This window comes from Porphyromonas crevioricanis, assembly GCF_900476255.1.
Classification (GTDB): domain Bacteria; phylum Bacteroidota; class Bacteroidia; order Bacteroidales; family Porphyromonadaceae; genus Porphyromonas; species Porphyromonas crevioricanis.
Genome location: NZ_LS483447.1, coordinates 268,468 through 292,189, shown reverse-complemented (window position 1 = coordinate 292,189; position 23,722 = coordinate 268,468). Strand labels below are relative to the sequence as shown.

General features: G+C 47.0%; 22 protein-coding genes. 21 read left to right on the top strand and 1 reads right to left on the bottom strand.

Features of this window, described 5'->3' with window-relative positions; genetic code table 11:
• Positions 1-3 precede the first annotated feature (3 nt).
• From DQN70_RS01390 to DQN70_RS01360, 7 genes are read left to right on the top strand one after another with little or no spacing between them, the layout of a single operon-like run.
• Entirely contained in the window at positions 4-1,179 is a 1,176-nt protein-coding gene (locus tag DQN70_RS01390) for an AIR synthase related protein (protein WP_042225576.1), read from the top strand.
• Between the two features lie 13 nt (positions 1,180-1,192).
• Positions 1,193-2,290 carry a peptide chain release factor 1 gene (gene prfA / locus DQN70_RS01385; protein ID WP_023937238.1) on the top strand — a complete coding sequence of 366 codons (1,098 nt, stop codon included), beginning with the start codon at positions 1,193-1,195 and terminating at the stop codon, positions 2,288-2,290.
• Between the two features lie 26 nt (positions 2,291-2,316).
• Positions 2,317-3,147: an orotidine-5'-phosphate decarboxylase gene (gene pyrF / locus DQN70_RS01380; protein ID WP_023937236.1), complete on the top strand. Its 831-nt coding sequence runs from the start codon at positions 2,317-2,319 to the stop codon at positions 3,145-3,147.
• A gap of 26 nt (positions 3,148-3,173) precedes the next feature.
• On the top strand, positions 3,174-4,214 hold the full coding sequence (lpxD, locus tag DQN70_RS01375; protein WP_036888619.1) for a UDP-3-O-(3-hydroxymyristoyl)glucosamine N-acyltransferase: 1,041 nt from the start codon (positions 3,174-3,176) through the stop codon (positions 4,212-4,214).
• Positions 4,214-5,605 carry a bifunctional UDP-3-O-[3-hydroxymyristoyl] N-acetylglucosamine deacetylase/3-hydroxyacyl-ACP dehydratase gene (locus DQN70_RS01370; protein WP_111759375.1) on the top strand — a complete coding sequence of 464 codons (1,392 nt, stop codon included), beginning with the start codon at positions 4,214-4,216 and terminating at the stop codon, positions 5,603-5,605. The genes lpxD and DQN70_RS01370 overlap by 1 nt, the downstream gene beginning before the upstream one ends.
• 14 nt (positions 5,606-5,619) lie before the next feature.
• Positions 5,620-6,411, top strand: a complete 792-nt coding sequence (gene lpxA / locus DQN70_RS01365; RefSeq protein ID WP_023937231.1) for an acyl-ACP--UDP-N-acetylglucosamine O-acyltransferase — start codon at positions 5,620-5,622, stop codon at positions 6,409-6,411.
• Positions 6,412-6,424: 13 nt separating this feature from the next.
• Positions 6,425-7,948: a bifunctional ADP-dependent NAD(P)H-hydrate dehydratase/NAD(P)H-hydrate epimerase gene (locus DQN70_RS01360; RefSeq protein WP_023937230.1), complete on the top strand. Its 1,524-nt coding sequence runs from the start codon at positions 6,425-6,427 to the stop codon at positions 7,946-7,948.
• 163 nt (positions 7,949-8,111) lie between these two features.
• Here DQN70_RS01360 and DQN70_RS01355 read toward each other — a convergent pair whose 3' ends face one another.
• Positions 8,112-9,236 carry a TlpA family protein disulfide reductase gene (locus DQN70_RS01355; protein WP_023939235.1) on the bottom strand — a complete coding sequence of 375 codons (1,125 nt, stop codon included), beginning with the start codon at positions 9,234-9,236 and terminating at the stop codon, positions 8,112-8,114.
• Positions 9,237-9,307: 71 nt separating this feature from the next.
• Here DQN70_RS01355 and DQN70_RS01350 point away from each other — a divergent pair, with 71 nt between their 5' ends.
• The 14 genes from DQN70_RS01350 (at position 9,308) to DQN70_RS01280 (ending at position 23,708) form a co-directional block, all read left to right on the top strand.
• Positions 9,308-10,549 carry a nucleoside recognition domain-containing protein gene (locus DQN70_RS01350; RefSeq protein ID WP_023937227.1) on the top strand — a complete coding sequence of 414 codons (1,242 nt, stop codon included), beginning with the start codon at positions 9,308-9,310 and terminating at the stop codon, positions 10,547-10,549.
• 23 nt (positions 10,550-10,572) lie between these two features.
• Positions 10,573-11,034 (top strand): rRNA maturation RNase YbeY, encoded by a 462-nt coding sequence (ybeY, locus tag DQN70_RS01345; protein ID WP_023937226.1) that lies wholly within the window; start codon positions 10,573-10,575, stop codon positions 11,032-11,034.
• Positions 11,035-11,517: 483 nt separating this feature from the next.
• Entirely contained in the window at positions 11,518-12,195 is a 678-nt protein-coding gene (locus DQN70_RS01335; protein WP_023937224.1) for a class I SAM-dependent methyltransferase, read from the top strand.
• Positions 12,196-12,405: 210 nt separating this feature from the next.
• Positions 12,406-13,218: a hypothetical protein gene (locus DQN70_RS01330; protein WP_145980589.1), complete on the top strand. Its 813-nt coding sequence runs from the start codon at positions 12,406-12,408 to the stop codon at positions 13,216-13,218.
• A 315-nt stretch (positions 13,219-13,533) separates the two neighbouring features.
• On the top strand, positions 13,534-14,991 hold the full coding sequence (locus DQN70_RS01325; protein WP_042225567.1) for a hypothetical protein: 1,458 nt from the start codon (positions 13,534-13,536) through the stop codon (positions 14,989-14,991).
• 41 nt (positions 14,992-15,032) lie between these two features.
• Complete coding sequence (pncB, locus tag DQN70_RS01320) at positions 15,033-16,223, top strand: nicotinate phosphoribosyltransferase (protein WP_023939242.1); 1,191 nt, start codon at positions 15,033-15,035, stop codon at positions 16,221-16,223.
• Entirely contained in the window at positions 16,216-16,845 is a 630-nt protein-coding gene (nadD, locus tag DQN70_RS01315; protein WP_023939243.1) for a nicotinate (nicotinamide) nucleotide adenylyltransferase, read from the top strand. Before pncB ends, nadD begins: the two co-directional genes overlap by 8 nt.
• Positions 16,842-17,921, top strand: coding sequence for an agmatine deiminase family protein (locus tag DQN70_RS01310; protein WP_023939244.1), 1,080 nt, complete (start codon positions 16,842-16,844; stop codon positions 17,919-17,921). The genes nadD and DQN70_RS01310 overlap by 4 nt, the downstream gene beginning before the upstream one ends.
• Before the next feature lie 50 nt (positions 17,922-17,971).
• The gene (locus DQN70_RS01305; RefSeq protein ID WP_023937217.1) at positions 17,972-18,847 is read left to right on the top strand and encodes a carbon-nitrogen hydrolase; all 876 of its coding nucleotides are present in this window, start codon (positions 17,972-17,974) and stop codon (positions 18,845-18,847) included.
• A gap of 23 nt (positions 18,848-18,870) precedes the next feature.
• Positions 18,871-19,326, top strand: coding sequence for a peroxiredoxin (locus DQN70_RS01300; RefSeq protein WP_023937216.1), 456 nt, complete (start codon positions 18,871-18,873; stop codon positions 19,324-19,326).
• A gap of 36 nt (positions 19,327-19,362) precedes the next feature.
• Positions 19,363-20,412: a recombinase RecA gene (recA, locus tag DQN70_RS01295; RefSeq protein WP_023939247.1), complete on the top strand. Its 1,050-nt coding sequence runs from the start codon at positions 19,363-19,365 to the stop codon at positions 20,410-20,412.
• A gap of 24 nt (positions 20,413-20,436) precedes the next feature.
• Entirely contained in the window at positions 20,437-21,417 is a 981-nt protein-coding gene (locus DQN70_RS01290; RefSeq protein ID WP_023939248.1) for a GNAT family N-acetyltransferase, read from the top strand.
• Between the two features lie 28 nt (positions 21,418-21,445).
• Complete coding sequence (gene gmk, locus DQN70_RS01285; protein WP_042225570.1) at positions 21,446-22,018, top strand: guanylate kinase; 573 nt, start codon at positions 21,446-21,448, stop codon at positions 22,016-22,018.
• Between the two features lie 16 nt (positions 22,019-22,034).
• Positions 22,035-23,708 (top strand): diphosphate--fructose-6-phosphate 1-phosphotransferase, encoded by a 1,674-nt coding sequence (locus tag DQN70_RS01280; RefSeq protein ID WP_023939250.1) that lies wholly within the window; start codon positions 22,035-22,037, stop codon positions 23,706-23,708.
• Positions 23,709-23,722 lie beyond the last annotated feature (14 nt).

The following is a 23,722-nucleotide window of genomic DNA, read 5'->3' as shown; positions in this document are numbered from 1 at the left end:
GAAATGACTCAATCGGATGAAAGATATATGTTGCGCGGAGTGTCTGCCTCTAAGGAGGATGTGCACAATGCGATCAAGAACATAGACAAGGGGATTTTTCCCAATGCTTTTTGCAAAATCATTCCGGATATACTCGGAGGAGATTCCGAGTACTGCAATATCATGCATGCAGACGGAGCTGGTACCAAAAGTTCTTTGGCCTATCTGTATTGGCGAGAGACCGGAGACCTCAGTGTCTGGAAAGGGATTGCTCAGGATGCCCTTATCATGAATATTGATGACCTGATATGTGTTGGAGCTGTAGATAATATCTTGGTTTCTTCCACTATCGGGCGAAACAAACGACTCATACCCGGGGAGGTAATTGCTGCCATTATCAACGGTACAGAAGAGCTATTGGCCCAATTGCGAGGATTGGGTATCGGTGTATATGCTACCGGAGGAGAGACAGCTGATGTGGGCGATTTGGTGCGTACGATCATTGTGGATAGTACTGTCACGTGTCGCATGAAAAGGAAGGATGTGATAGACAATGCCCATATCGCTGCTGGTGACGTAATTGTCGGATTGGCCTCTTTTGGGCACGCCACATACGAGTCTGCTTACAATGGAGGTATGGGGAGCAATGGTCTGACTTCAGCCCGACATGATGTGTTTGCGCACTATTTGGCTGAGAAATATCCGGAGAGCTATGATAATGCTCTTCCTCAAGAGCTTGTCTATAGCGGAAATATCTCCCTCACTCAAGAGATAGAGGGGCTTGGTATTGATGCCGGTCAGCTTGTTCTTTCCCCCACTCGTACCTATGCTCCGGTGGCTAAGCAGGTATTCGACGAATTGCGTCCGTATATCCATGGAATGGTGCATTGTTCGGGAGGAGCACAAACCAAAGTGCTGCACTTTGTCAGGAATAAGCGGGTGGTCAAAGACAACCTCTTTGAGGTGCCACCTCTTTTCAGTCTCATACGCAAACAGAGCGGCACATCTTGGCAAGAGATGTACAAGGTCTTCAATATGGGGCATCGGCTGGAGTACTATGTGCAGCCATCGGAAGCGCAAACGATCATAGATATTGCCAATAGTTTTGGGATAGCTGCACAGATAGTTGGCCGGGTAGAAGATGCACCCTCAGGAAATGAACTGATCATTCGCTCAGCAGAGGGCGAATACAGATATTAATTCGGCCCAGCCCATGAGTGGACAGGTAACCAATGACATAACCAAGCGTCTGGACGAGCTGGCTCTACGACTTCAAGAGGTTAGTACTCTGATTGCAGACCCCGAAGTGATAGCCGATGGCAAGCGTTTTGTAGCACTTGGCAAGGAGTATAGTGAGCTGGAGCGTATAGCCTCTGTAGGGAGTCGCTACAAGCAGCTTTTGGCCGACAAAGAAGAGGCTGAAGAGACCCTCGCCACCGAGAGTGACGAAGAGTTGCGACAAATAGCCAAAATACAGCTTGATGAGGCAATAGAGGCGATCCCCTCGACAGAAGAAGAGATAAAGCTCTTGTTGATCCCAGGTGATCCTGAAGACGACAAAGATGCGATCATGGAGATACGTGGAGGGATCGGAGGAGATGAGGCTGCCCTTTTTGCCGGAGAGCTTTACCGTATGTACACCAAATATGCCGAACAGCAGGGATGGCGTGTAGAGGTGACCGACTACAGCGAAGGAACGACCGGAGGATACAAAGAAATTGTATTTACCGTGAGTGGTTCGGGAGCCTATGGTATCTTGAAATACGAATCAGGAGTACACCGCGTGCAACGTGTGCCACAGACTGAAACACAGGGACGCATCCACACCTCTGCAGCTACGGTGGCCGTATTGCCACAAGCGGATGAGTTTGATGTAGAGCTTAAGGAGTCGGATATCAGGGTCGATATATTTTGTGCCAGTGGCCCCGGTGGACAGTCTGTCAATACGACTTATTCGGCCATCAGACTGGTGCATATCCCTACGGGAATCACAGTGCAGTGTCAAGACCAGAAGTCTCAGCTCAAAAATAAGGCTAAAGCGATGGTCGAGCTGCGCTCTCGTATTTATAATATGGAACACCAGAAGTATCTCGATGAGGTCGCAGCCAAGAGAAAAACAATGGTCTCTACCGGCGATCGCTCAGCCAAGATTCGTACTTATAATTTTCCGCAGGGACGTATCACTGATCATCGCATCAACTTCACAACACACAATTTACACGCCGTGCTCGATGGAGACTTGCAGCCGATATTAGATCAGCTGATTATGGCTGAGAATTTCGAGCGTCTCAAAGAAGTGAGCTTACAGTAGAAATAAATCATTCAAGGATATAATATATGACACGAGAAGATCTTATCAATAGTATCAGGCAGAGACGTTCATTTCTTTGTGTGGGGCTGGATACAGACTTGCAAAAGATACCGGAGCATTTGCACTCCGAAGATGATCCGATCTTTGCCTTCAATCAGGCTATCGTGGATGCCACGGCTTCTTCCTGTGTTGCTTTTAAGCCCAATCTTGCTTTCTATGAGAGTATGGGTAGCTTTGGAATACAGTCTTTGGTCAAAACAGTAGAATATGTCAAAGAGCAGTATCCCAATCATTTGATTATTGCGGATGCCAAGCGCGGCGATATAGGGAATACCAGCGATATGTATGCCAAATCCTTCTTTAGGCATATGGATGTGGATGCCGTAACTGCTTCTCCCTATATGGGAGAGGACAGTATTGTCCCCTTCTTGCAGTATACCGACAAGTGGGTTGTGCTTCTTGCCCTTACGAGCAACAAGGGGGCTCAGGATTTTCAGTTGATGCAATCGGCTGATGGTGAATATCTCTTTGAGCGAGTACTACGTATATCGCAGACTTGGGACAACGCCAAGCAACTGATGTACGTGGTGGGAGCTACTCAGGCCGATATGCTCAAGCGAGTAAGAGCAATTGTTCCCGACAGTTTCTTGTTAGTCCCCGGCATAGGGGCACAGAAGGGAAGTCTGGATGAGGTGGTAGCCAACGGGATGAATGCAGACTGTGGTTTGCTAATCAATGCTTCCCGAAGCATCATATATGCCGACAGTACAGAGCATTTTGCCTCTCGTGCCGCCGATGAAGCAGAAAAGCTGCGTCATCAGATGGAGGATGCACTCATCGCCAAGGGGATAATCTAAGTTCTTAGTCTTCTGTTGTTATGAAAGTGGAATTTACAGCCGGACAGATAGCCGGGATGCTGGGAGGTAAGGTAGAGGGTGATCCAGAGGTCAAACTCTCCGATTTCTGCAAGATAGAAGAGGGAAAGTCCGGAGGGCTTACTTTTTTGGCCAATCCTAAGTATGAACCATATCTCTACACCTGCAAGGCTTCGGCAGTGCTTGTTAATCAGGATTTCACTCCTTCTCAGCCCTTGATGGGAATAACGCTGATCCGAGTACCCGATGCCTATGCTGCTTTGGCTTCTTTAATGCAATTGGCTGATGCAGCCATGCCCAAGCCTGAGTTCGGTATCGACTCTTTGGCGTTTGTTCATCCCTCGGTAGAGCTTCCCGAAGACTGCCATGTGGGAGCTTTTGCCTATGTCGGACGGGGAAGCAAGATTGGTAAGGGTTGCCGCATATACCCTCATGCCTATGTTGGAGAGGGGGTTGAGGTCGGAGCCGGATCCATTCTTTATCCACACGTAGTCGTGTATCATGGTTGTCGTATCGGTGAGCGTTGCATCTTGCATGCCGGAGCCGTGATAGGAGCCGATGGATTTGGTTTTGCTCCACAAACTGACGGTTACCACAAGATACCTCAGTTAGGTATTGTGGAGATCGCTGATGATGTAGAAGTCGGAGCCAATACATGCATCGATAGAGCTGCTATGGGTAGCACCAAGATAGAGGCCGGAGTAAAGCTGGATAACCTGGTACAGATTGCTCACAACTGCAGTGTAGGGAGTCACACCGTGATGGCTGCACAAGTGGGTATGGCAGGATCCTCTCATGTGGGGCAATGGTGCCAGTTGGGAGGGCAGGTCGGCTTAAGCGGGCACCTCAAGGTGGGTGACAAGGTGAGTTTGGGAGGACAAACTGGAGTGTTGGGGGATATACCCGACAACTCGGTGATGCTTGGTTCCCCAGCAGTGCCGGCTCGTGAGATGTTGCGTTCGGCCGCTTTGTTGAGACGCTTGCCGGATATGTATAGCAGATTGGATAAACTGGAGAAATTATTAGCAGACAAATCAAAAGAATCATGATACACAATCAAAAGACACTTGCGGCACCATTCAGCCTCCAAGGGAAGGGGCTTCATACCGGATTGGAGATACACATCACTTTCTTTCCGGCACCCGAATATACAGGCTATGTGATACGTCGCACGGATCTCGAAGGAAAGCCGGAAATACCGGCTTTGGCCGAACTGGTGAGTAATACCAATAGAGGGACTGTCCTGAGCAAAGGGGATGTTTCGGTAAGTACGGTAGAGCATGCGATGGCAGCTCTCTATGCATCGGAGATCGACAACTGTATTATAGAGGTCGATGCTCCTGAGTTCCCAATTCTGGATGGCAGTTCCAAGTTTTATATAGAGCAAATACAGCGGGTTGGTTTGGTAGAGCAGGATGCTCGCCGTGAGTACTATGTAGTAAAGAAACGATTGGAGTTTGCTCTTCCGGACGGGAATAGCAAATTGATCTTATTGCCGGACGAAACTTTTGGTCTGGATGTGCAAATCAATTTTAATTCATCGGTACTTCCCAATCAATCGGCTCGTATCGACTCTTTGAGTGAGTTTGCCACCGAAATAGCCTCCGCCCGCACTTTTGTTTTTGTACGGGAAATAAAAGGGTTGCTGGAGGCCGGGCTGATCAAGGGAGGAGATTTGGACAACGCTTTGGTCATCTATGATGAAAAGATGCCGCAAACCGAGTTTGACAGCCTGCGCGCTCTTGTTAATGCTCCGGAAAAGGATGCCTCCGAGTTAGGCTATTTGAGCAACAAGCCTCTGATTGTTCCCAATGAGCCGGCTCGCCACAAGTTGTTGGATCTGATTGGCGATTTGGCTTTGATTGGCAGACCGATCAAGGGACATATTATAGCTGTTTGCCCGGGACATACTGTGAACAACAAGATGGCGCGGGTGATACGCAAGGAGATCAAACACAACGAATCTCAATCTCCCAGCTATAACCCCAATGCAGAACCCTTGATGGATGTCAATCGCATCAAACAGCTGTTGCCTCACCGTTACCCTTTCCTGCTTGTGGATAAGGTAATGGAGGCTGGAGTAGACTACATCGTAGGGGTCAAGAGTGTATCCGGCAATGAGCCTTTCTTTCAAGGGCATTTTCCACAAGAACCCGTCATGCCGGGTGTACTGATTGTAGAAGCCATGGCGCAGTGTGGAGGACTATTGGTATTGAATAGTATGCCACAAGAAGGCTCCTATTCCACTTATTTCATGATGATCAACAACGTGAAATTCAGGCAAAAAGTAGTGCCGGGAGATACCCTCATTTTTAAGCTCAAATTTCTCGATGCGATCAGGCGAGGTGTCGCCAATATGAGAGGTCTGGCATTTGTCGGGGACAAGCTTGTTTGCGAGGCTGAGTTCATGGCACAGATCATTACCAATCCAACAGAATAATCCTCATAAACGATATGACACAACCTGCTATTAGTCCATTGGCCTGGGTGGATCCCAAGGCTGAGATAGCCCATGATGTAACGGTACATCCCTTTGCCTATATACAAGGAAATGTACAGATAGGAGAGGGCTCGGTGGTGATGCCACACGCACAGATACTCGATGGTGCTCGTATAGGTAAGCATTGTGTAATACACGGAGGAGCTGTGATAGCTGGTATTCCTCAAGATCTCAAATTCGTGGGAGAAGAGTCTACTGCTGTCGTGGGCGACCATACTCAGGTAAGGGAATGCGTTACTATTAGTAGAGGGACAGCCTCTCGAGGAACGACCATTGTAGGTCAGCATTGTATGCTTATGGCTTATAGCCATGTGGCACATGACTGTGTACTACAAGACCATATTATCATCGGTAATGCCACCCAGTTGGCCGGAGAAGTGGAGGTTGACGACTATGCGATTATCAGCGGAGGAGCCTTGGTGCACCAGTTCACACGCATATCCAAACACGTAATGATACAGGGAGGCTCGAGAGTGGGTAAGGATATTCCTCCTTATACCCTTATCGGTCGAGATCCTATCGCGTACTGTGGTATCAATATCGTGGGACTCAGGCGTAGAGGCTTTACCAACGAGCAGATATTCTGTATCAATGATATATATCGTACTCTCTACCAGCGTGGATTGAATATTACCGAGGCGTTGGAGGTGGTGGAGGCTGAGGTGCCTGACTGCTTTGAACGTAATTTGATCACTGATTTTATCCGCTCTTCCAAGCGAGGTATTGTACGTGGGAGTATAGATTAGAAAGTCGAGCGATATGATCCCCATATTTACATCTGCGGAGATAGCCGAGCTGGATCGGCGGACGATGGAAGAGGAGGGGATTGATCATGCCCGTTTGGTGGAGCGTGCTGCCGAAGCGTTTGTGGTGCATTACAGGCAGCGGTATACGCCTGCCAGACGGGTATATGTTTTTGCCGGACCGGGGAATAATGGTGCCGATGCTTTGGCCATTGCCCGACATCTGTTGGCAGAGGGTTATGCGGTACATTGCTTCCTTTTCAATCCCAGTTTACGCCTTTCCGAGGCTTGTCGTGTACATCGCGAAAAGCTTGTTGAGATGCCTCTACATCGACTTACGGAGGTGAAAGATGCTTTTGCTCCACCCGAGATCGAGCCAGATGCAGTAGTGTTGGATGGTTTGTTTGGTACCGGTCTGGATCGACCATTGACAGGGGGGTATGCCCGTTTGGTAACCTATCTCAATTCTCTTGATGCAACTCGTGTATCCATAGATATTCCTTCAGGACTGTTCGCCGAAGATAATTCGCTGCATGCCGAGCAGGCAATTGTTCGAGCCAAAGAGACGATTACTTTCGAGCAACCCAAGCTCTGCATGCTTTTGGCCGAATCGGCAGCTTATGTGGGAGAGTTTATTGTTGCTCATATTGGTTTGAGCGAAAGAGCCAAAGTCGATATGAGAAGTCGCTACCTGATGATGAGACCGGAAGATGCAGCCCGGCTCCTTGTTGAGCGGCATCGATTCGATCACAAAGGTGTATACGGTCATGGTTTGATCGTGGCCGGGAGTAGAGGCATGATGGGCGCAGCCTGTTTGGCAGCCAAAGCTGCTTTGCGATCCGGGATAGGTAAGCTTAGCTTGCATGTACCCGGGTGTGGGTATGCTATAGCCCAGACAGCCGTACCGGAGGCTATGTGCAGAGAAGATCGGGATCCGGACTATATCACTCACTGTTTGCCGGAGAGTTGGTTGACTGCCGTGGGTGTCGGCCCTGGCTTGGGAAGCTACCCCGAAGCAGAAACGATGCTTCAGAAGTTAATGGAGCAATATCGAGACCCCATGGTAATAGATGCCGATGCTATCAACCTCTTGGGGCAATACCGACATTTGCTATCATTTATCCCCCCCAATAGTATCCTTACTCCACACCCTGGAGAGCTACAACGACTCACTTGCTATTGCGAGACAGGCTATGAGCAACTCAATCAGGCGCAAGCTTTTGCCATGCGACACCAGACTTATGTCATTCTCAAGGGTGCTTTTTCTGCTTGTTGTATGCCAGATGGGCATATTGTTTTCAACTCTACTGGCAACCCCGGAATGGCTACAGCCGGTAGTGGAGATGTATTGTTTGGTGTGATTCTCGGTCTTTTGGCTTCCGGTTATACTCCGGGCACAGCAGCATTGTTGGGCAACTATTTACATGGTTTGGCCGGTGATTGTTATGTGGCTGAGCATAGTGCAGAATCCCTCATTGCTTCGGACTTGATCGCCTATATCGGGCAGGCTTATAAGCAGATCAGGAATTATAAAGAATAGAGACCTTGTGCATAGCACAACATCTGCCGTGCTGTTCTCGATATTCCAAGTATATAGTTATAGATCCGCCCCTCCGATCTGCATAGCAGTACCAGAGGGGCGGATCTGTTGTAGAAGTAGAACTTGTTGAGCAAAAACATGAATAGTTTTTGCTCAACGGTTTTTACTTGTCTTTGTAAATCTCTTCCAGCATTTCGGCAATAGGTTCGCTTTCATGTCCACGAGCCAGTATCTTACCATTAGCATCGATGAGCAATAGAGTCGGTATGCCTTCGATACCATACACATCGCCTATTGTCCCTCTTTCTTTCTCAAGCATTACCGGCCAAGTGATACCCAACTTTTCGATGGCGAGCTTGGTATCTTCCGGTTTATCCCAGATTGCTACACCGGCGATTTTCAAGCCTTTGGCTCCATATTTCTCAGACAGGGCTTTTAGCTTCACAACCTCTTGTCGGCAAGGTCCGCACCAGCTGGCCCAAAAATCTACAATCGTATACTGTCCCACTGCCAATAGATCGCTCAGCTTTGCCGTTTGATCGGGTTTATCTATATAGGCTCCCTCTACATCCACATAGGTGTGCCCCACACCAGTGGCTTCTTCACGAGAGGCTCTCTCAAGCCAGGAGCGAATTAAGGGATATTCCTTTATTTTCTCCCCGGCACGCTCAATGTAGGATTTGATCTCTTCCGACGGCAATACTCGAGAGCCTTGGTATACCAGTACAGCTCCCAGTAGGTCATTAAGATGCTTGTCTATATTTTGCCTGTATATGATTTGCAGGTCTTTTTCGAGATGTTCTGCAATTTTCTCTTTCAAGCTGATCAACTCTTCTTGCAGGATGCCTCCTTTGTTGGCTATTTCCGCAATTTCGTTCTTTGCCTGGCGAGTGCGATCGATAATTTCTTTTGCTATGCTGCCAAATTCGTTGTTCATCGAGCTTCCAGTGGCACAGACAGAGCTGTCCAGTGTGGCAGAAAGAGAAGTCGCTTCCGTGAAAAACGAGAATGAATGTTTTCCCAAGCGGCATTTCATCAGACGGAGGGAGTCGCTGTTGTAGGCATAGTTGAGCATTCGGTAGTCTTGCCCTTCTATATCAGCTGGCAGGGGTAGACTATCCACTGCTTTATCAAGAGCCACATCCATGAAGTATAGATGAGTGTGACTGCTCTCTACAATACTGTCGGGAATTTTGATCGAGATTTCTCCTTTGCCTCCACTTTGGCAAGACGGAAGAAGAACGGCCAGCAAAGTAGCTGGTAGGATGAGATGCTTTTTTAGTTTCATTGTGTTGGTTGTGTTGAGTTTTGTTTGATTTGAGATGAAGCAAAGGTAGAATTTTCCGTATTTTCGTCTCCATGTTGCTCAATTATATATTCATAGCCTTTTTTCTTTTGGCTTTTGCTTTCGGACTATTGGAAGTTGTACTCAGCGGAGAATGGAACGTTTTTTCAACCATGGTCGATGCTACTTTTGTGCAGGCAAAGAATGGTTTTGAGATTGCTCTCTACCTCACCGGAGTGCTGGCTTTGTGGCTTGGGCTTATGCGCATAGCCGAGCGAGCTGGTCTAATCGACAAGTTAGCCAAAGCTTCAGCTCCTGTATTGGGGTGCCTATTCCCCTCTGTTCCAAAAGGGCACCCGGTAATGGGGAATATCTTTATGAATATATCGGCCAATATATTAGGCTTGGACAATGCTGCCACTCCTCTGGGTATAGAGGCTATGGAGAAATTGCAGACCCTGAATAAGCGCAAGGAGGAGATCAGTGATGCCATGATCATGTTTTTGGCACTCAATGCCAGTGGCCTCACACTCATTCCTACCTCCATTATGGCTTTTAGAATGCAAGCCGGAGCTGCCAATCCAACAGATATATTCATCCCTATTCTCATAGCCACTGCAGCTTCCACGCTTACCGCCATATGGGTGATTGGGCTCAAACAACGCATCAATCTGTTTCAGCGGCCATTATTGCTGCTTTATCTTGTTATGGTCACATTGGCAGCGTTAGTCTTATTTGCGTGGAAATACTTTTCTCAGGAACAATTTGCCCAGATCAGTTCGGCTGTCTCTTCTCTGTTACTGTTCTCCATTATCACATTATTTATTTTCTCTGGTTGGAAGGCACGGATCAATGTTTACGAGGCCTTTATAGATGGAGCAAAAGAGGGGTTTCATACGGCAGTCGGGATTATTCCCTATTTGGTTGCAATTCTGGTTGCCATAGGAGTCTTCCGTGCTTCGGGAGCTATGGACTATTTAAGCGAGGGTATTCGCTGGCTTGCCGAAGTGCTTGGTTGGGATACGCGCTTTGTAGACGGTTTGCCGACCATACTGATGAAGCCTCTCAGTGGCAGCGGAGCCAGAGGTCTGATGGTCGATGCTATGCAGACATATGGAGCTGACAGTTTTGTGGGACGTTTGTGTTGTACTGTACAGGGTTGCAGTGATACGACTTTCTATGTAGTAGCCGTTTACCTTGGTGCGGTAGGAATCAAGAAGAGTCGCTATGTGCTGGGAGCTTCTCTTTTCGCCGACTTGATAGGGGCTATCGTTGCAATCTTGGTTACTTATCTATTCTTTGCCTCTGTGAACTAAATGAATTCGAATCCAAAGCATTTATGAATACAAATGATTTTTCCCCCTTGTGTAGAATAGAGTATTTCTCTGGAAACGTCAGTATGCCTACGCTTAAACGCCGGCTTCTGAAGGAATGGATTATCCGTGTGGCAGCCTCTCGTGGCCGTCGAGTTGGAGAGATTTGTTACCAATTTTGTTCGGATGAAGAGATCTTGGAGGCTAACAACCGTTTTCTCGGGCACGATTACTATACAGACATAATCACTTTTGATGACAGCATAGGAGAGACTATCAATGGACAAATGCTGATAAGTCTGGATACGGTTCGGTCCAATGCCAAGTTATTTGGATGCACTTATAGAAGGGAGTTGCATCGGGTTCTGATACACGGTATTCTGCATCTTTGCGGACAAGGGGATAAGACAGAAGACGAGGAGCGAGAAATGCACCGCTTGGAAGACGAAGCTTTGGCCCTATACGATTGCATGCTTTCGGAGGTGTAGCTATTGTCTGAGAGAAGACCTTTGCGTGATTTTCAAAAGAATTGTTTGGAATTTTCCTCAAAGAGATGCTCAGCTTGTCGCAAAAAGATATTGAGCGATCTCCCGATTGCTCGGCATCCCTTTCGGGAGGCATCTAACGAGCCTGTCAAAAGCTTAGCAGCTTTTCCAAGAAAGCTTTATTGCTTTTGTCTGAAAGCTTTATTGCTTTTTGAAGAAAGCTTAGGTGCTTTCGATGTGCTCATTAGGAGCTTCTTTCCCCAAGGTCCCTGAGAAAACTTTTGAAGAACCCTAAGAGGGAAATTTGGCTCTTGTTGTTTGGATCCCAATCGGTTTGAAAGGAACCTCTTGTGATGGGACGAGGACAATATATTCCTCTGTCTATTCCATATTGTTTTACCTTCACGGTGTCTGATGCGGAGATCCTTAGCTGTGAGGATTTTCCTAATTAATAATATGGTATAATGTGATATAAGGATACTGTCCATGGAAAAAAGACCCCGAAGTGCCTACCAAAAAAAGATGAAACATTATGACGATGTGATCACCGGTCGCAAGTGGTGGTCCTGGCTCTACATGAATTTACTTTGGAGGACGGATGACAATAGAATAGCACGTCGGATATTAGAAATGATACCAGACGTCTTTTCCGGAGAAATACTTGATGTACCGGTGGGTACTGCTGTGTTTACCTATGCGAAGTATCTCCGTATGCAGAACGCTCGGATCATCGGGCTGGATTATTCCGAAGAGATGCTTCGATTGGCCAGTGAACGTATTCGAAAAGAAAGCCTGAGCAATCTGACTTTGTTGCAGGGCGATGTCCGTCAAATACCTTTTGGGGAGGAATGTTTCGATTGTGTTTTATCGATGAGTGGTTTTCAAGCTTTTCCCGATAAGGATCTAGCATTTGCCGAGATTTATCGGGTTTTGAAGGTCGGAGGTCTTTTTTGTGGGTGTTTCTATGTGCAAGGCGAGCGACCAGTTGCAGATTGGTTTGTTCGCAATGTCTTGGATCGAAAAGGATTATTTGTGCCACCTCATTACACTCGCAGGGAAGCCTTGGAGAAACTCCACTCTCTCTTTGGGAAGAATGTGGAGATTGAGGGGCATGGTTCTACTATGATTTTTCGTTGCATCAAACCTCCAAAAGAGGATTTGTAGGCGAGCTGATGGCAGAAAACGAATTCCCGATTTGTTACCTTTGCCTTCGGATGAAGAAGGGAGAGGGTTTCTCCCTTTTGTTTGTAACTAATTGTGAGGAAAATGAAGCTCTTTCTCTCTCTTCATAGGGCTGTGATACTTGCCTTGTTGACCCTGCTCCCTTTTTATAGCTATGCCGAAAAGGATCTATCGTCGGAAAATGTGATTGTTATGACTACTGCGAAAAAAGCAGGCGAGCAATTGGATTTCTATATCGAATCTTCTGGCCCTGTGTCTTTTGAAGGAGCCGAGGGAGAATGGGAAAATAAAAAATGGATTACCCTTACTGTGAGAGATCAGACAATAAGGATCAAAGGGGATATTCACACGATGAATTGCCGTGAAAATATGTTGCAGACGCTCGATATATCTGGTTGTCAAACATTGAAGGAGATCAGTTGTTCTTCCAATCAACTTGCAGAGATCGATCTGACAAAGAACAAAGCATTGGTTTCCTTCAACTGTTCATATAACAGAATATCTTCCTTGGATCTTTCGCAGAACAGGCTGCTCGAATTGCTTGTCTGTGATACCAATAATATCCAAGGGGAGCATATGACTTCCATGATTAAGAGTTTGCCAATTCGGGAAAGTCGCAAGGGAGATTGCTATGTCTTCAATATCCACAGCGATCAGGAAAAAAATATTTGTCTTACGAGTGATGTTGCCATTGCCCAAAGTCGAGGCTGGAGGACAAAGGCTTTTAATGGAATTGTTGTGGAGGACTACCCGGGTAGCTTCCCTGAATCTTTATCTCTTGAGCCGGAAGGTTGTCCTGTTATTTCCTATGATATGGTGACTGATGAGATTGTGATTTCAGCTGCAATATCTGGTTCCATTGTTCGTCTCTTTTCTTTCGATGGGCATATGCTTAGTTCTACTCAGATCGATGCGCGAGGATGTGCGAGGCTTGGTGTGGATGTTTTGAACCATATCTGTTTACTACAAGTCGGAGAGCAAGTATTCAAAGTCTCTCTCCCATGATTTGTCGTGGCTTCAGCTTTCTTTTTTGTGAAATCTCTGAATTAGAAGGACATTTTGCTCTTGTCCGGAGAAGGAAGACAAGGGCATCTGGGCGATACACCGAGAGGAGAGTATTGTTGTTATTGAGTGCGATCTCTTCCGAATTTTTGATTTGAGTACCTTCGTGTCATATATACGTTGGATATCATGAGTAATAATTTCAGTCCGAAATCCCAATCTGTTGTTGGTCATTCTCGTTATGCTGCGAGCCTTTCTTTTCTAAGGCTTCTTTTGAGTAAATGGCCATACTATATATTGTCGATTTGCTTAGTGTCGATGCTTCTTTTTTTGCTGTTGCAGCATCGTCCTCCAGTAACTCGTAAGTACTATTTGAGTTTGAGGAGTAAGGCCGACGAGGGTAGTCGTCTTTCCAATGTTTCATTGTGGGGGGGGGATTATTACCCACCTCTGAGTGCTTTTTCAGCTTTATCGGGGCAGGCTCTTTTCGGTTACTTGAATGCCACCTCCTCTCTCCATGAGGCAATCAAGAGAAGTAATGCAATGGTGACTTGCTCCTATCGCAAGTTTTTCAAAAACAGAGACCTATATGGTCATATCCCATTTGATATTCAGTTTGTGGAGCCAGAGCCGGGCAACTATGTTCGTTGTTCTGCTAAGCAAAAGTCCAATGGTTTGCAGTTGAGCAATTTCCAAATCGATGATCGGAAATATCCCGGAACCTCTTTCTTACCCTTTGATTGTTTAACCGATACACCCATTGGTAAGCTTTTTTTAAGTAAGAATATGGCACGCCTTTTTGTGGATAAGCCATACGAAGACGATTTTGATGTGTTGTACACCGACCCGGAACAGGAAACTCGGATACTGAATGCCGAGCTGGAGGCCTCCAGTTACGATGGCTTGGTGGGAGTCTCCCTCAAGGGCAACAAGCCTGAGATGCAGATGATAGGTATCTTGAATGAGTTGATCGCTGTTTCTGTAGAACGAATGTTAGCCGATGCAACAACCGAATTGGAAAGAACGAAGAAACACATCGAAGGAATACTTGCCGACCCGGACAAGAAACTGACTTCTTCTATGCGTAACCGCTTGGAGGAGTTCTCGGCTGAGGCCGAGGTTAGTCTGGCAGAGTTGCGTAATTGTGAGCCAGCTGAAGTTCTCGATTATGCTACCCCGGCAGTGGTTGAATCCGATACAAGTCTATATTTTGTGTTCCTTTTCCTTGTGCTTGCCTTTGTGATACCGACTCTTTGGATTTATTACCGCATGGTGCTGCGTAATCAGCTGATTTCTTTGCCTGAAGCCCCCTCCACTCTGTCTGCTGACTATTTGGGCTGTTTGCCTCGCAAAAAACGCAAGCAAAATCCCCAAGAATGGGAGCGTATGGCTTTGATGCTCTGGAGGAAATTAGAGCCTTTACCACAGTTGCGAACAGTCTGGGTTAGTCCTCTGTCTATGGGTGTAGACGCAGCTCATGCTGGGGAGCGTTTGGCCGAGGCTCTACGTAAGTATGGTATAGAAGTCTGTTGTTTATCTTCGGAGTGGACGGATTCGCAGCAAATGCCTGATTCGGAAAACCCCGGTAAGCCCTGTTTGCGCTTGTTCTGGTTACCTTCCTGTCGCGAAAGCAATGAACTCATTGCTCGCATTCGCCCGGAAGATTATGTTGTGTGGATTTCTCGGATGTATCATGACCGCTTGGATGATATGGCTATTTACGCTCATGCTCTGAACCTGCCTGCTGGCAGATCTGCGGTGCTCGTACTTGATTGACCTGTCTTCTCTTCCCTCAATTTTACCTTAGCAACCCGATTATGGCTATTATTAAAAGTATTCTGGATACCGATCTGTACAAGTTTACGACCAGCTATGCCTACTCCAAACTTTTCCCTCGTGCTATGGGCGCATTTCGTTTTATCGATCGGGATTTGCTTGTCTATCCTCCCGGTTTTGACCAATTGCTCAGGCAAGAGATTCAGGCAATGGAGCAACTCAGGCTTACAGAAGAAGAAGCAAGCTTTTTGGAGCATGAATTACCCTATTTACCACCAACTTACATAGATTTTTTGCGAGGTTTCCGTTTCGATTCTCGAGAGGTACATATAGAGCAGACCCCCGATGGGCATCTGCATATATGGGCTGAGGGTTTGCTCTATCGAGTTACCCTGTGGGAAACTCCTATTTTGGCTATCGTGAGTGAGTTGTACTATCGGGTTACTGATTGTCAGCCCGATTTGGCTTATGCCGAGCGTGTTGCCACAGAGAAGGCCCGTACTCTCAAGGAGCATGAAGTGGTCTACTCCATGTTCGGTATGCGCAGGCGTTTCAGCTATGAGATGGAGGATCGTGTCACGGCTTTGCTCAAAGAATACTCCGGAAGCAGTCTTTTCGGAACAAGCAACGTATATCTGGCAATGAAGCATGGCTTGAAGGTCAGCGGTACGCATCCGCACGAATGGGTGCAGTTTCATGGAGCCATTTATGGCTACAAGATGGCCAATTATATGGCTATGGAGCATTGGATAGATGTTTATGACGGAGATTTGGGGACGGTTCTTACCGATACCTATACTACGGATGTTTTTTTGCGAAACTTTAGCAAGAAGCACGCAATGCTCTATACGAGTCTTCGACATGACAGTGGTGACCCGCTACTTTTCATAGACAAGGTTATTCATCGTTATCAAGAATTGAGGGTTGATCCTTTGATCAAGTATATCATTTTCTCGGATTCGCTCAATGTGGAGAAAGCTATCCGCATACAACAGGCTTGTAGAGGGCGTATTGGTGTACGGTTTGGTATTGGTACTAATTTCTCTAATGATGTGGGCAATGGCGTGAAGCCGGTTAATATCGTAATGAAACTGTGGCGATGCAAAATGACACGAAAAGAAGATTGGCATCAGTGTGTGAAATTGAGCGATGTAGCAGGCAAACACACCGGAGACCCGGCAGAGTTGGAGCTAGCCATGCGCACTCTCGATATTAGAAATATCCATGAATAGAACTGTTGCTTCTTCCGGACAGAAGCGTCTGATAGGCCTTTTCTTCGGCTCATTTAACCCCATACACATAGGACATATGGCTATTGCCAATTACGTGTTGGAGGAGGCCGGACTGGAGGAGGTTTGGCTTTTGCCCAGCCCGATGAATCCGTTGAAGACCTCAGACGAACTCTTGCCCTATGATTTGCGTTGTCGGATGATTGTCGAGACAATAGATGGAGATGCCCGCTTTCGTCTCAATACAATAGAGCAGAAACTTCCATCGCCTCACTACACGATCTTGGCATTGCAGGCCTTGTCTGTCTTGCACCAGGATTGTCAATTCTTTTTGGTGATAGGGGCGGATAACTGGTTGAATTTTGATCGTTGGTATGCGCATAGTCGTATCCTCCTTGGGTGGCCACTTATTGTCTATCCCAGACCATCTGTGGAGGTGGAGCCTTCTTCTTTATCCAATGGAAGTATTTACCTTGCTCATGCTCCCCTGTTGGAGATTTCCTCATCAATCATTCGCTCGGCTTTCCTCTTGGGAAAAGATTATAGGTATTGGCTTCCACAACCTCAGAATTGGTCTTTGTTGGAGGCTTTGCACAGAGATAATCGCTCAAATACAGAAGTATGAAAGTTTATTCCTACTCGCAACGAATAGTATCTACTCTTTTGCCTGAGTGGAGTAACCAGGATGCTGTATTGCTTTCCTGGCCACACGAAGAAAGTGATTGGAAGTACATGCTGGAAGAGGTTCGATCTTGCTTTGAGAAACTTGCTTTGGCCATATTGAGTCGAGAGCGACTTCTGCTTGTTTGCCCCAATGTAGAAGAGCTGCCACCTTCTTTGACTCCTTATTTGGGGAAGGGATTGTGTGTGGTGGAGATGCCTACTAACGATACTTGGGCCAGAGATTTCGGGCCCCTCTCGCTCTCGGATGAAAGAGGCCGGATGTCCCTGGTCGATTTCGGTTTTAATGCATGGGGGATGAAATTCGCTGCTTGCCATGACAACATGATTTGCCGGCGGCTCGCTTCTATTCCCTTTCTCTGGGAAGACAATGTTTCTATGTCTACGAAGCTGAACTTTTTCCTGGAAGGAGGGGCTATAGAGACTGATGGACGCAGACATATCCTTACAACAGCTTCTTGCCTCTTCGAGCCGAATCGTAACCCACAGATGCGAGCAGAAGAGATAGCTGCAGAGGTGGCAAAATCTTTGGGAGCCGAAAAACTGTTTGTGCTGGAGTATGGAGCTTTGGAAGGAGATGACACAGATGGTCATATAGATACTTTGGCGAGGTTTTGCGATGAAAAGACGATTGCCTATGTCGCTCCTCCTGACGAGGCCGATAGCCATTATGCTGATTTGAGCAAGATGCAAGAAGAATTGTCTGGGTTGCTTCCCTATGGCTATCGTCTGATCCCACTGCCAATGGCAGAGCCTATTTATGATAGAGGCGGGTGCCGTCTGCCGGCCACTTATGCCAATTTCCTTATCATGAATGATGCTGTACTCTATCCGACTTACGCTTCGGAGAGAGATAGAGAAGCCGAGGCCACTCTTCGTCTTTGTTTCCCGGGTAAGGAACTGATTGGAGTTGATTGTAGGGCTCTGATTCGTCAGCATGGCAGTTTGCATTGTGTCACAATGCAATTCCCAGTTGGTTTGCTCCGGCAGGATTTGCCAGCTGTGGTTAAGGCTCTTTGAGCCTTTTTTGTTTACCTTGTGCGTTGGAGCTTGATAGATTTAGGACATTTATGAAAGTAGGATTGATACAGCAGGCCAATACGGCTGACCAACAGAATAATACGGAACGTCTCATTGCTGCCATTCGAGAAGCTAAAGCTCGAGGTGCAGACTTGGTTGTGCTGCAGGAGTTGCACAATGGGTTGTACTTCTGTCAGACAGAAGATGTAGAGCTATTCGATCAGGCCGAGACAATACCTGGCCCTTCTACGGAGCTTTACGGAGCTCTGGCCAGAGAACTGGATCTTGTGCTTGTGCTCTCTCTCTTCGAGCGTAGGGCGGCTGGCCTCTACCATAATACAGCTGTGGTGATCGAACGTGATGGTCGTATAGCTGGGAAATATCGCAAAATGCACATACCGGATGATCCGGCCTACTACGAGAAATTCTATTTCACCCCCGGTGATTTGGGTTTTGAACCTATTGATACTTCTGTTGGTAGGTTGGGAGTGTTGGTGTGCTGGGATCAGTGGTACCCTGAGGCAGCACGGCTCATGGCTATGCGTGGGGCACAGCTCCTTATTTACCCCACTGCCATTGGCTACGAAAGTAGTGATACGGCAGAAGAACAGAGCCGACAGCGAGAAGCCTGGCGACTGGTGCAGCGTGGGCATGCTGTGGCCAATGGTTTGCCTGTGATTACAGTTAATAGAGTCGGATATGAAGCAGACCCATCCGGATCTACTGGAGGGATTACTTTTTGGGGTAGTAGTTTTGTGGCTGGCCCACAGGGAGAATTATTAGCCGATCTGGGACAGGAGGCCACACTGGAGGTTGTGGAGATCGATCTTGCTCGCTGTGAAGAGGTGCGCCGTTGGTGGCCTTTTTTTCGAGATAGGCGTATCGATGCTTTTGATGGACTCAGTCGCAGGTTTTTAGATAGATGAACAACTCTTACAATCGGTAGAATATGGAAATAGGAGATTTGGTACCTGACCTTTTGGGCTTAGATCAGGATGGTAAGCAAGTGCGATGTTCGGATTTTCCCGGGCGCAAGATTGCTTTGTATTTCTATCCCAAGGATGATACTTCAGGCTGCACCGCTCAGGCTTGTAGTCTCAGGGATGGCTATCCCGATTTGTTGGATGCCGGTTATCAGGTGATAGGTGTTAGCAAAGATTCTCAGAAGAGTCATCGCAACTTCCGACAGAAACATGAGTTGCCTTTCCCTCTTGTTGCCGATGAAAGTACCGAACTGAACCGCTCTTTTGGTGTATGGAAAGAGAAGAGTATGTATGGTCGCAAATATATGGGTACCGAACGTACTACTTTTGTCATCGGCACAGATAGGCGAGTGGAGCGTATTATACGAGGCAAACAGGTTGATACAAAGAATCATGCCAATCAGATAGTTGGTAAGGAGTAAGAAATTCCCGACATAACTAATTCGAGATACAAGATTATGGAGAAAGATACACAGCAATCGCCACAGCAGGAAGGGCGGGTACAGCCGGACGAGAATAAGCTTAAAGCTTTGAGGCTGGCCATGGAAAAAATAGAGAGAGCCCATGGCAAAGGAGCTATCATGAAGCTCGGAGACGAGAGTATCGAAGATGTAGGGGTGATACCTACCGGTTCGATTGGTTTGGATTTGGCCTTGGGGGTGAGTGGTTATCCCAGAGGACGAATTATAGAGATATTCGGACCAGAGTCTTCGGGTAAGACAACTTTGGCTATTCATGCCATTGCCGAAACGCAGAAGCAAGGAGGTTTGGCTGCTATCATAGATGCTGAGCATGCTTTTGATCGCAGTTACGCCGAAGCTTTGGGAGTAGATGTGGAAAATCTTTGGATTGCCCAGCCTGACAATGGAGAGCAGGCCTTGGAGATAGCAGAGCAATTAATACGCTCCTCTGCTATCGATATTGTGGTGATTGACTCAGTTGCTGCTCTTACTCCCAAGCAGGAAATAGAGGGTGATATGGGGGACAGTCGGGTCGGTTTGCATGCTCGTTTGATGTCTCAGGCTTTGCGTAAACTGACAGGAGCAATTAGTAAGTCTAATACGACTTGTATTTTCATCAATCAGTTGAGAGAGAAGATCGGCGTCATGTTCGGTAATCCGGAGACAACGACCGGAGGAAATGCCCTAAAGTTTTATGCCTCAGTCCGCCTGGATATACGCAAAAGTACGGCTATCAAAGATGGTGAGACTGTTTTGGGCTATTTGACCAAGGTAAAGGTGGTAAAGAACAAAGTTGCGCCTCCTTTCCGCAGAGCTGAGTTTGATATTATGTTTGGTGAGGGAATCAGTCGATCAGGAGAAATCATAGATCTCGGTGTCGAATACAATATCATCAAGAAAAGTGGTTCTTGGTTCAGCTATGGAGAGCGGAAATTAGGCCAGGGACGGGATGCTGCCAAACAGACTGTGCAAGACGATCCTGAATTGGCCGAACAGCTGGCTTTGGAAATAACCGAGGCTATTAGCCATTCTTCTGGTAAACATTAGTTCAAGCTTTTGTGAGGGAGCGTTATGTCCCGAACCGATTGCCATATCTCAACCAAACGTTATGAGTATGAGGCCGTTTATCGTCATGCGGCCTCATCACTTGTTGCCCCCTATTTTTCTCCGATTTGGCTTGATGCTGTTTGTGGAAAAGAAGGGTGGCAGTCATTGACAATCAGCTTTTCTTCTGGACATATCTTACTGTTCCCCTTTTATACTCCGGTCTCAGGTTGTTTGTCACAACCTCCATTCACGCAATATCTGGGGCCACTACTTATTCCCTCTCCTCGTGCCACCATGAGCTTTGCTGATAAACGCTTGGCTATAGAAGTTTTGGTTGAGCATTTCCCTCAGTTAGATTGCTGCAGTTTTCATACTCCACCGGACTTTTCCGACTGGCTCCCCTTTTATTGGAAAGGTTTTGAGCAGACAACTCGATATACTTACATATTGAAGCTGGACTCTCCTGATCCTCTTTCGTCTCTTCAGATGGAAGCAAATCAATTGCTCAGGCGCAAACTTCGTCAGAGTGAACGTGCGGGGCTGAGCTTTGTAGAGGGCGGTAGTTTTAGTGATCTCATTGCTATGGTCAGACTTTCTCTGGATCGTTCTCCTGAAACAGCAAAACTCCGTTATACTGATCGATTGGAGAGTTTGACTCAAGCCATGCGACAGCAAGATATGGGGGAAATATACTGCTGCAGCAAGGATGGTCGGATAGTAGCCTCTGTCTTTATGGTACGAGGAGGAACGCGAACTTACTACATAGCCGGAGGGCAGGATACTACTGAGTGCAAGGATGCATTGGCCTATTGCCTGTATCGGGCAATCTATACACAGGTGAGCCGCAATGGTATCCTGTCTGTCGATTTCGAAGGATCGATGTTGCGTGGAGTGGAATTCTTTTTCCGCTCGTTTGGAGCTGTTCAGACTCCTTATTTTGCCATTCGTCGAGGACGAATGTCCCTGAGCAAACGACTTTGCCGCAAACTATTCACCCATCCTTGACTAATCCTTTTTATATCATCTGATACTTATGTCCAGTCTTATAATTTTTGCTGCCCCCTCGGGCACGGGCAAGAGTACTGTAATCAAGCGACTGATGAGGCTTGCTCCGGAGCTGAATCTGAGCTTCTCCATTTCTGCCACAAGCCGAAAACCAAGAGGAGACGAGCGGCATGGAGTGGAGTATTATTTTCTTTCGCCGGCAGATTTTCGTGCCGGTATAGAGCATGATGCCTTTCTGGAGTACGAGGAAGTGTATACCGACACTTACTATGGAACATTGAGAGAAGAGGTCGATAGACGACTCTCGCAAGGGCAGACGGTCGTCTTCGATGTAGATGTTGTCGGTGCCATGAATATAAAAGAGCAGTATGCCGATAAGGCTTTGTCTATTTTCTTGATGCCCCCTTCCATAGAGACGCTTCGTCAAAGACTCACGAGCCGTGCAACTGATAGCCCTAAAGTAATAGAGGAGCGGTTGGCAAAGGCTGAATATGAGATGTCTCGCTCCGGTGAATTTGATCTGGTCGTTGTTAATGATGACTTGGATGCTTGCACCGAAAGGGTCTTGCAGGCTGTTTGTTCTTTTGTCCAACGAAACTGAATTAAACGTCTCTCTTATGTTTGATATCAGCCCTTTGCAGAAACTTCGTTCCCAGTACACTCCTAAGATCCCTGTAGCTCTTAATGGGGCATGGAGATTGTGTACAGCCGATGTGCCGACTCCCGATGCCGAAGCGAAAGCCATTGCCATGATGTTCCCACATACCAGTGGTATGCCAAGGGTATACCTTCGTAATTCGGAGACAGAGACTTCCCGACAAGAAAAACCTTTGAATGTAGGGATTTTGCTTTCCGGAGGTCAGGCTCCGGGGGGGCATAATGTGATAAGTGGGCTTTTTGATGGCTTGAAATCCCTGCATCCAGATAGCCGTTTATATGGCTTTCTGATGGGGCCAGATGGTTTGATCAATCATAAGTATATAGAGCTGACCGAGGCTCTTATAGCTCCTTATCGAAATGCGGGTGGGTTCGATATGATCGGCTCTGGCCGTACCAAGCTGGAAAAGAAAGAGCAGTTTGACGCAGCTTTGCTCATCCTGAAACATTTGGATATATCCGCCTTGGTGATTGTCGGAGGAGACGACTCTAACACCAATGCCGCTATTTTGGCAGAATATTATCGTTCTATCAATGCTGGAGTGCAGATAATCGGATGTCCGAAAACGATTGATGGAGACCTAAAAGGTAGGGAAATAGAATGCAGCTTCGGCTTTGATACAGCTACCAAACTTTATGCTGAATTGATTGGAAATGTTCAGCGAGATTGTGTCTCGGCTAAGAAATATTGGCACTTTATCAAATTGATGGGACGCACGGCTTCGCATATCACACTGGAGTGTGCATTGAAGTGTCAACCCAATATTGCGATTATCAGCGAGGATGTCAAGGCTAAAGATTGGCGTATTGCAGATCTGGTTGAATACATAGCCGAAGTGATTGCCAAACGAGCTGAGCGAGGTCTAATGTATGGTATTGCATTGATCCCAGAGGGAATTTTGGAGTTTCTCCCTTCTTTCCGTCGTTTGATAGATGAGCTGAATGACTATCTCTCCAGGCCCGAATCCGATCATATCAAGCGGTTGGCTCGTTTGGAACGGACTGCTTTTGTTGCTGAGCATCTTAAGCCCGAGAATGCCTCTTTGTTACTCTCTTTGCCTCAGTATGTGGCTCTACAGCTGTTGGAAGATCGCGATCCGCACGGCAACGTACAGGTTTCCAAGATAGAGACGGAGGTCCTCCTTGTAGAATTGGTAAAAGAGCGTTTGTCTCAAATGGCAGCTGCCGGTCGTTATCAGGGTAAATTTGCTGCCCTTACACACTTTTTTGGCTATGAGGGACGCTGCTCTTTTCCTTCCAACTTCGATGCTGATTACTGCTACAGTTTGGGACGCACAGCCGTAGCCCTTATTTCCGAGGGGCTGACTGGATACATGGCTACCGTTTCTAACACGACACATCCGGCTGATCATTGTGTGGCTGGAGGGGTGCCCTTTACTCGTCTGATGCACTTGGAGCGTCGAGCCGGATTGGCTAAGCCCGTGATCCGGAAGTCTTTAGTCGATCTGCAAGGAGCTCCATTTGCTTACTTTGCTGATCATCGCTCTCGTTGGGAGTCAGAGGATTGCTATGTCTATCCTGGCCCCTTGGTTTTCTATGGGCCAAGGGAAATTTGTGATGAACCGACACTTACCCTTAGGTTGGAAATAGACGGAACTCCCTTCTTTGAGTAGTCTCTTGACTTTCC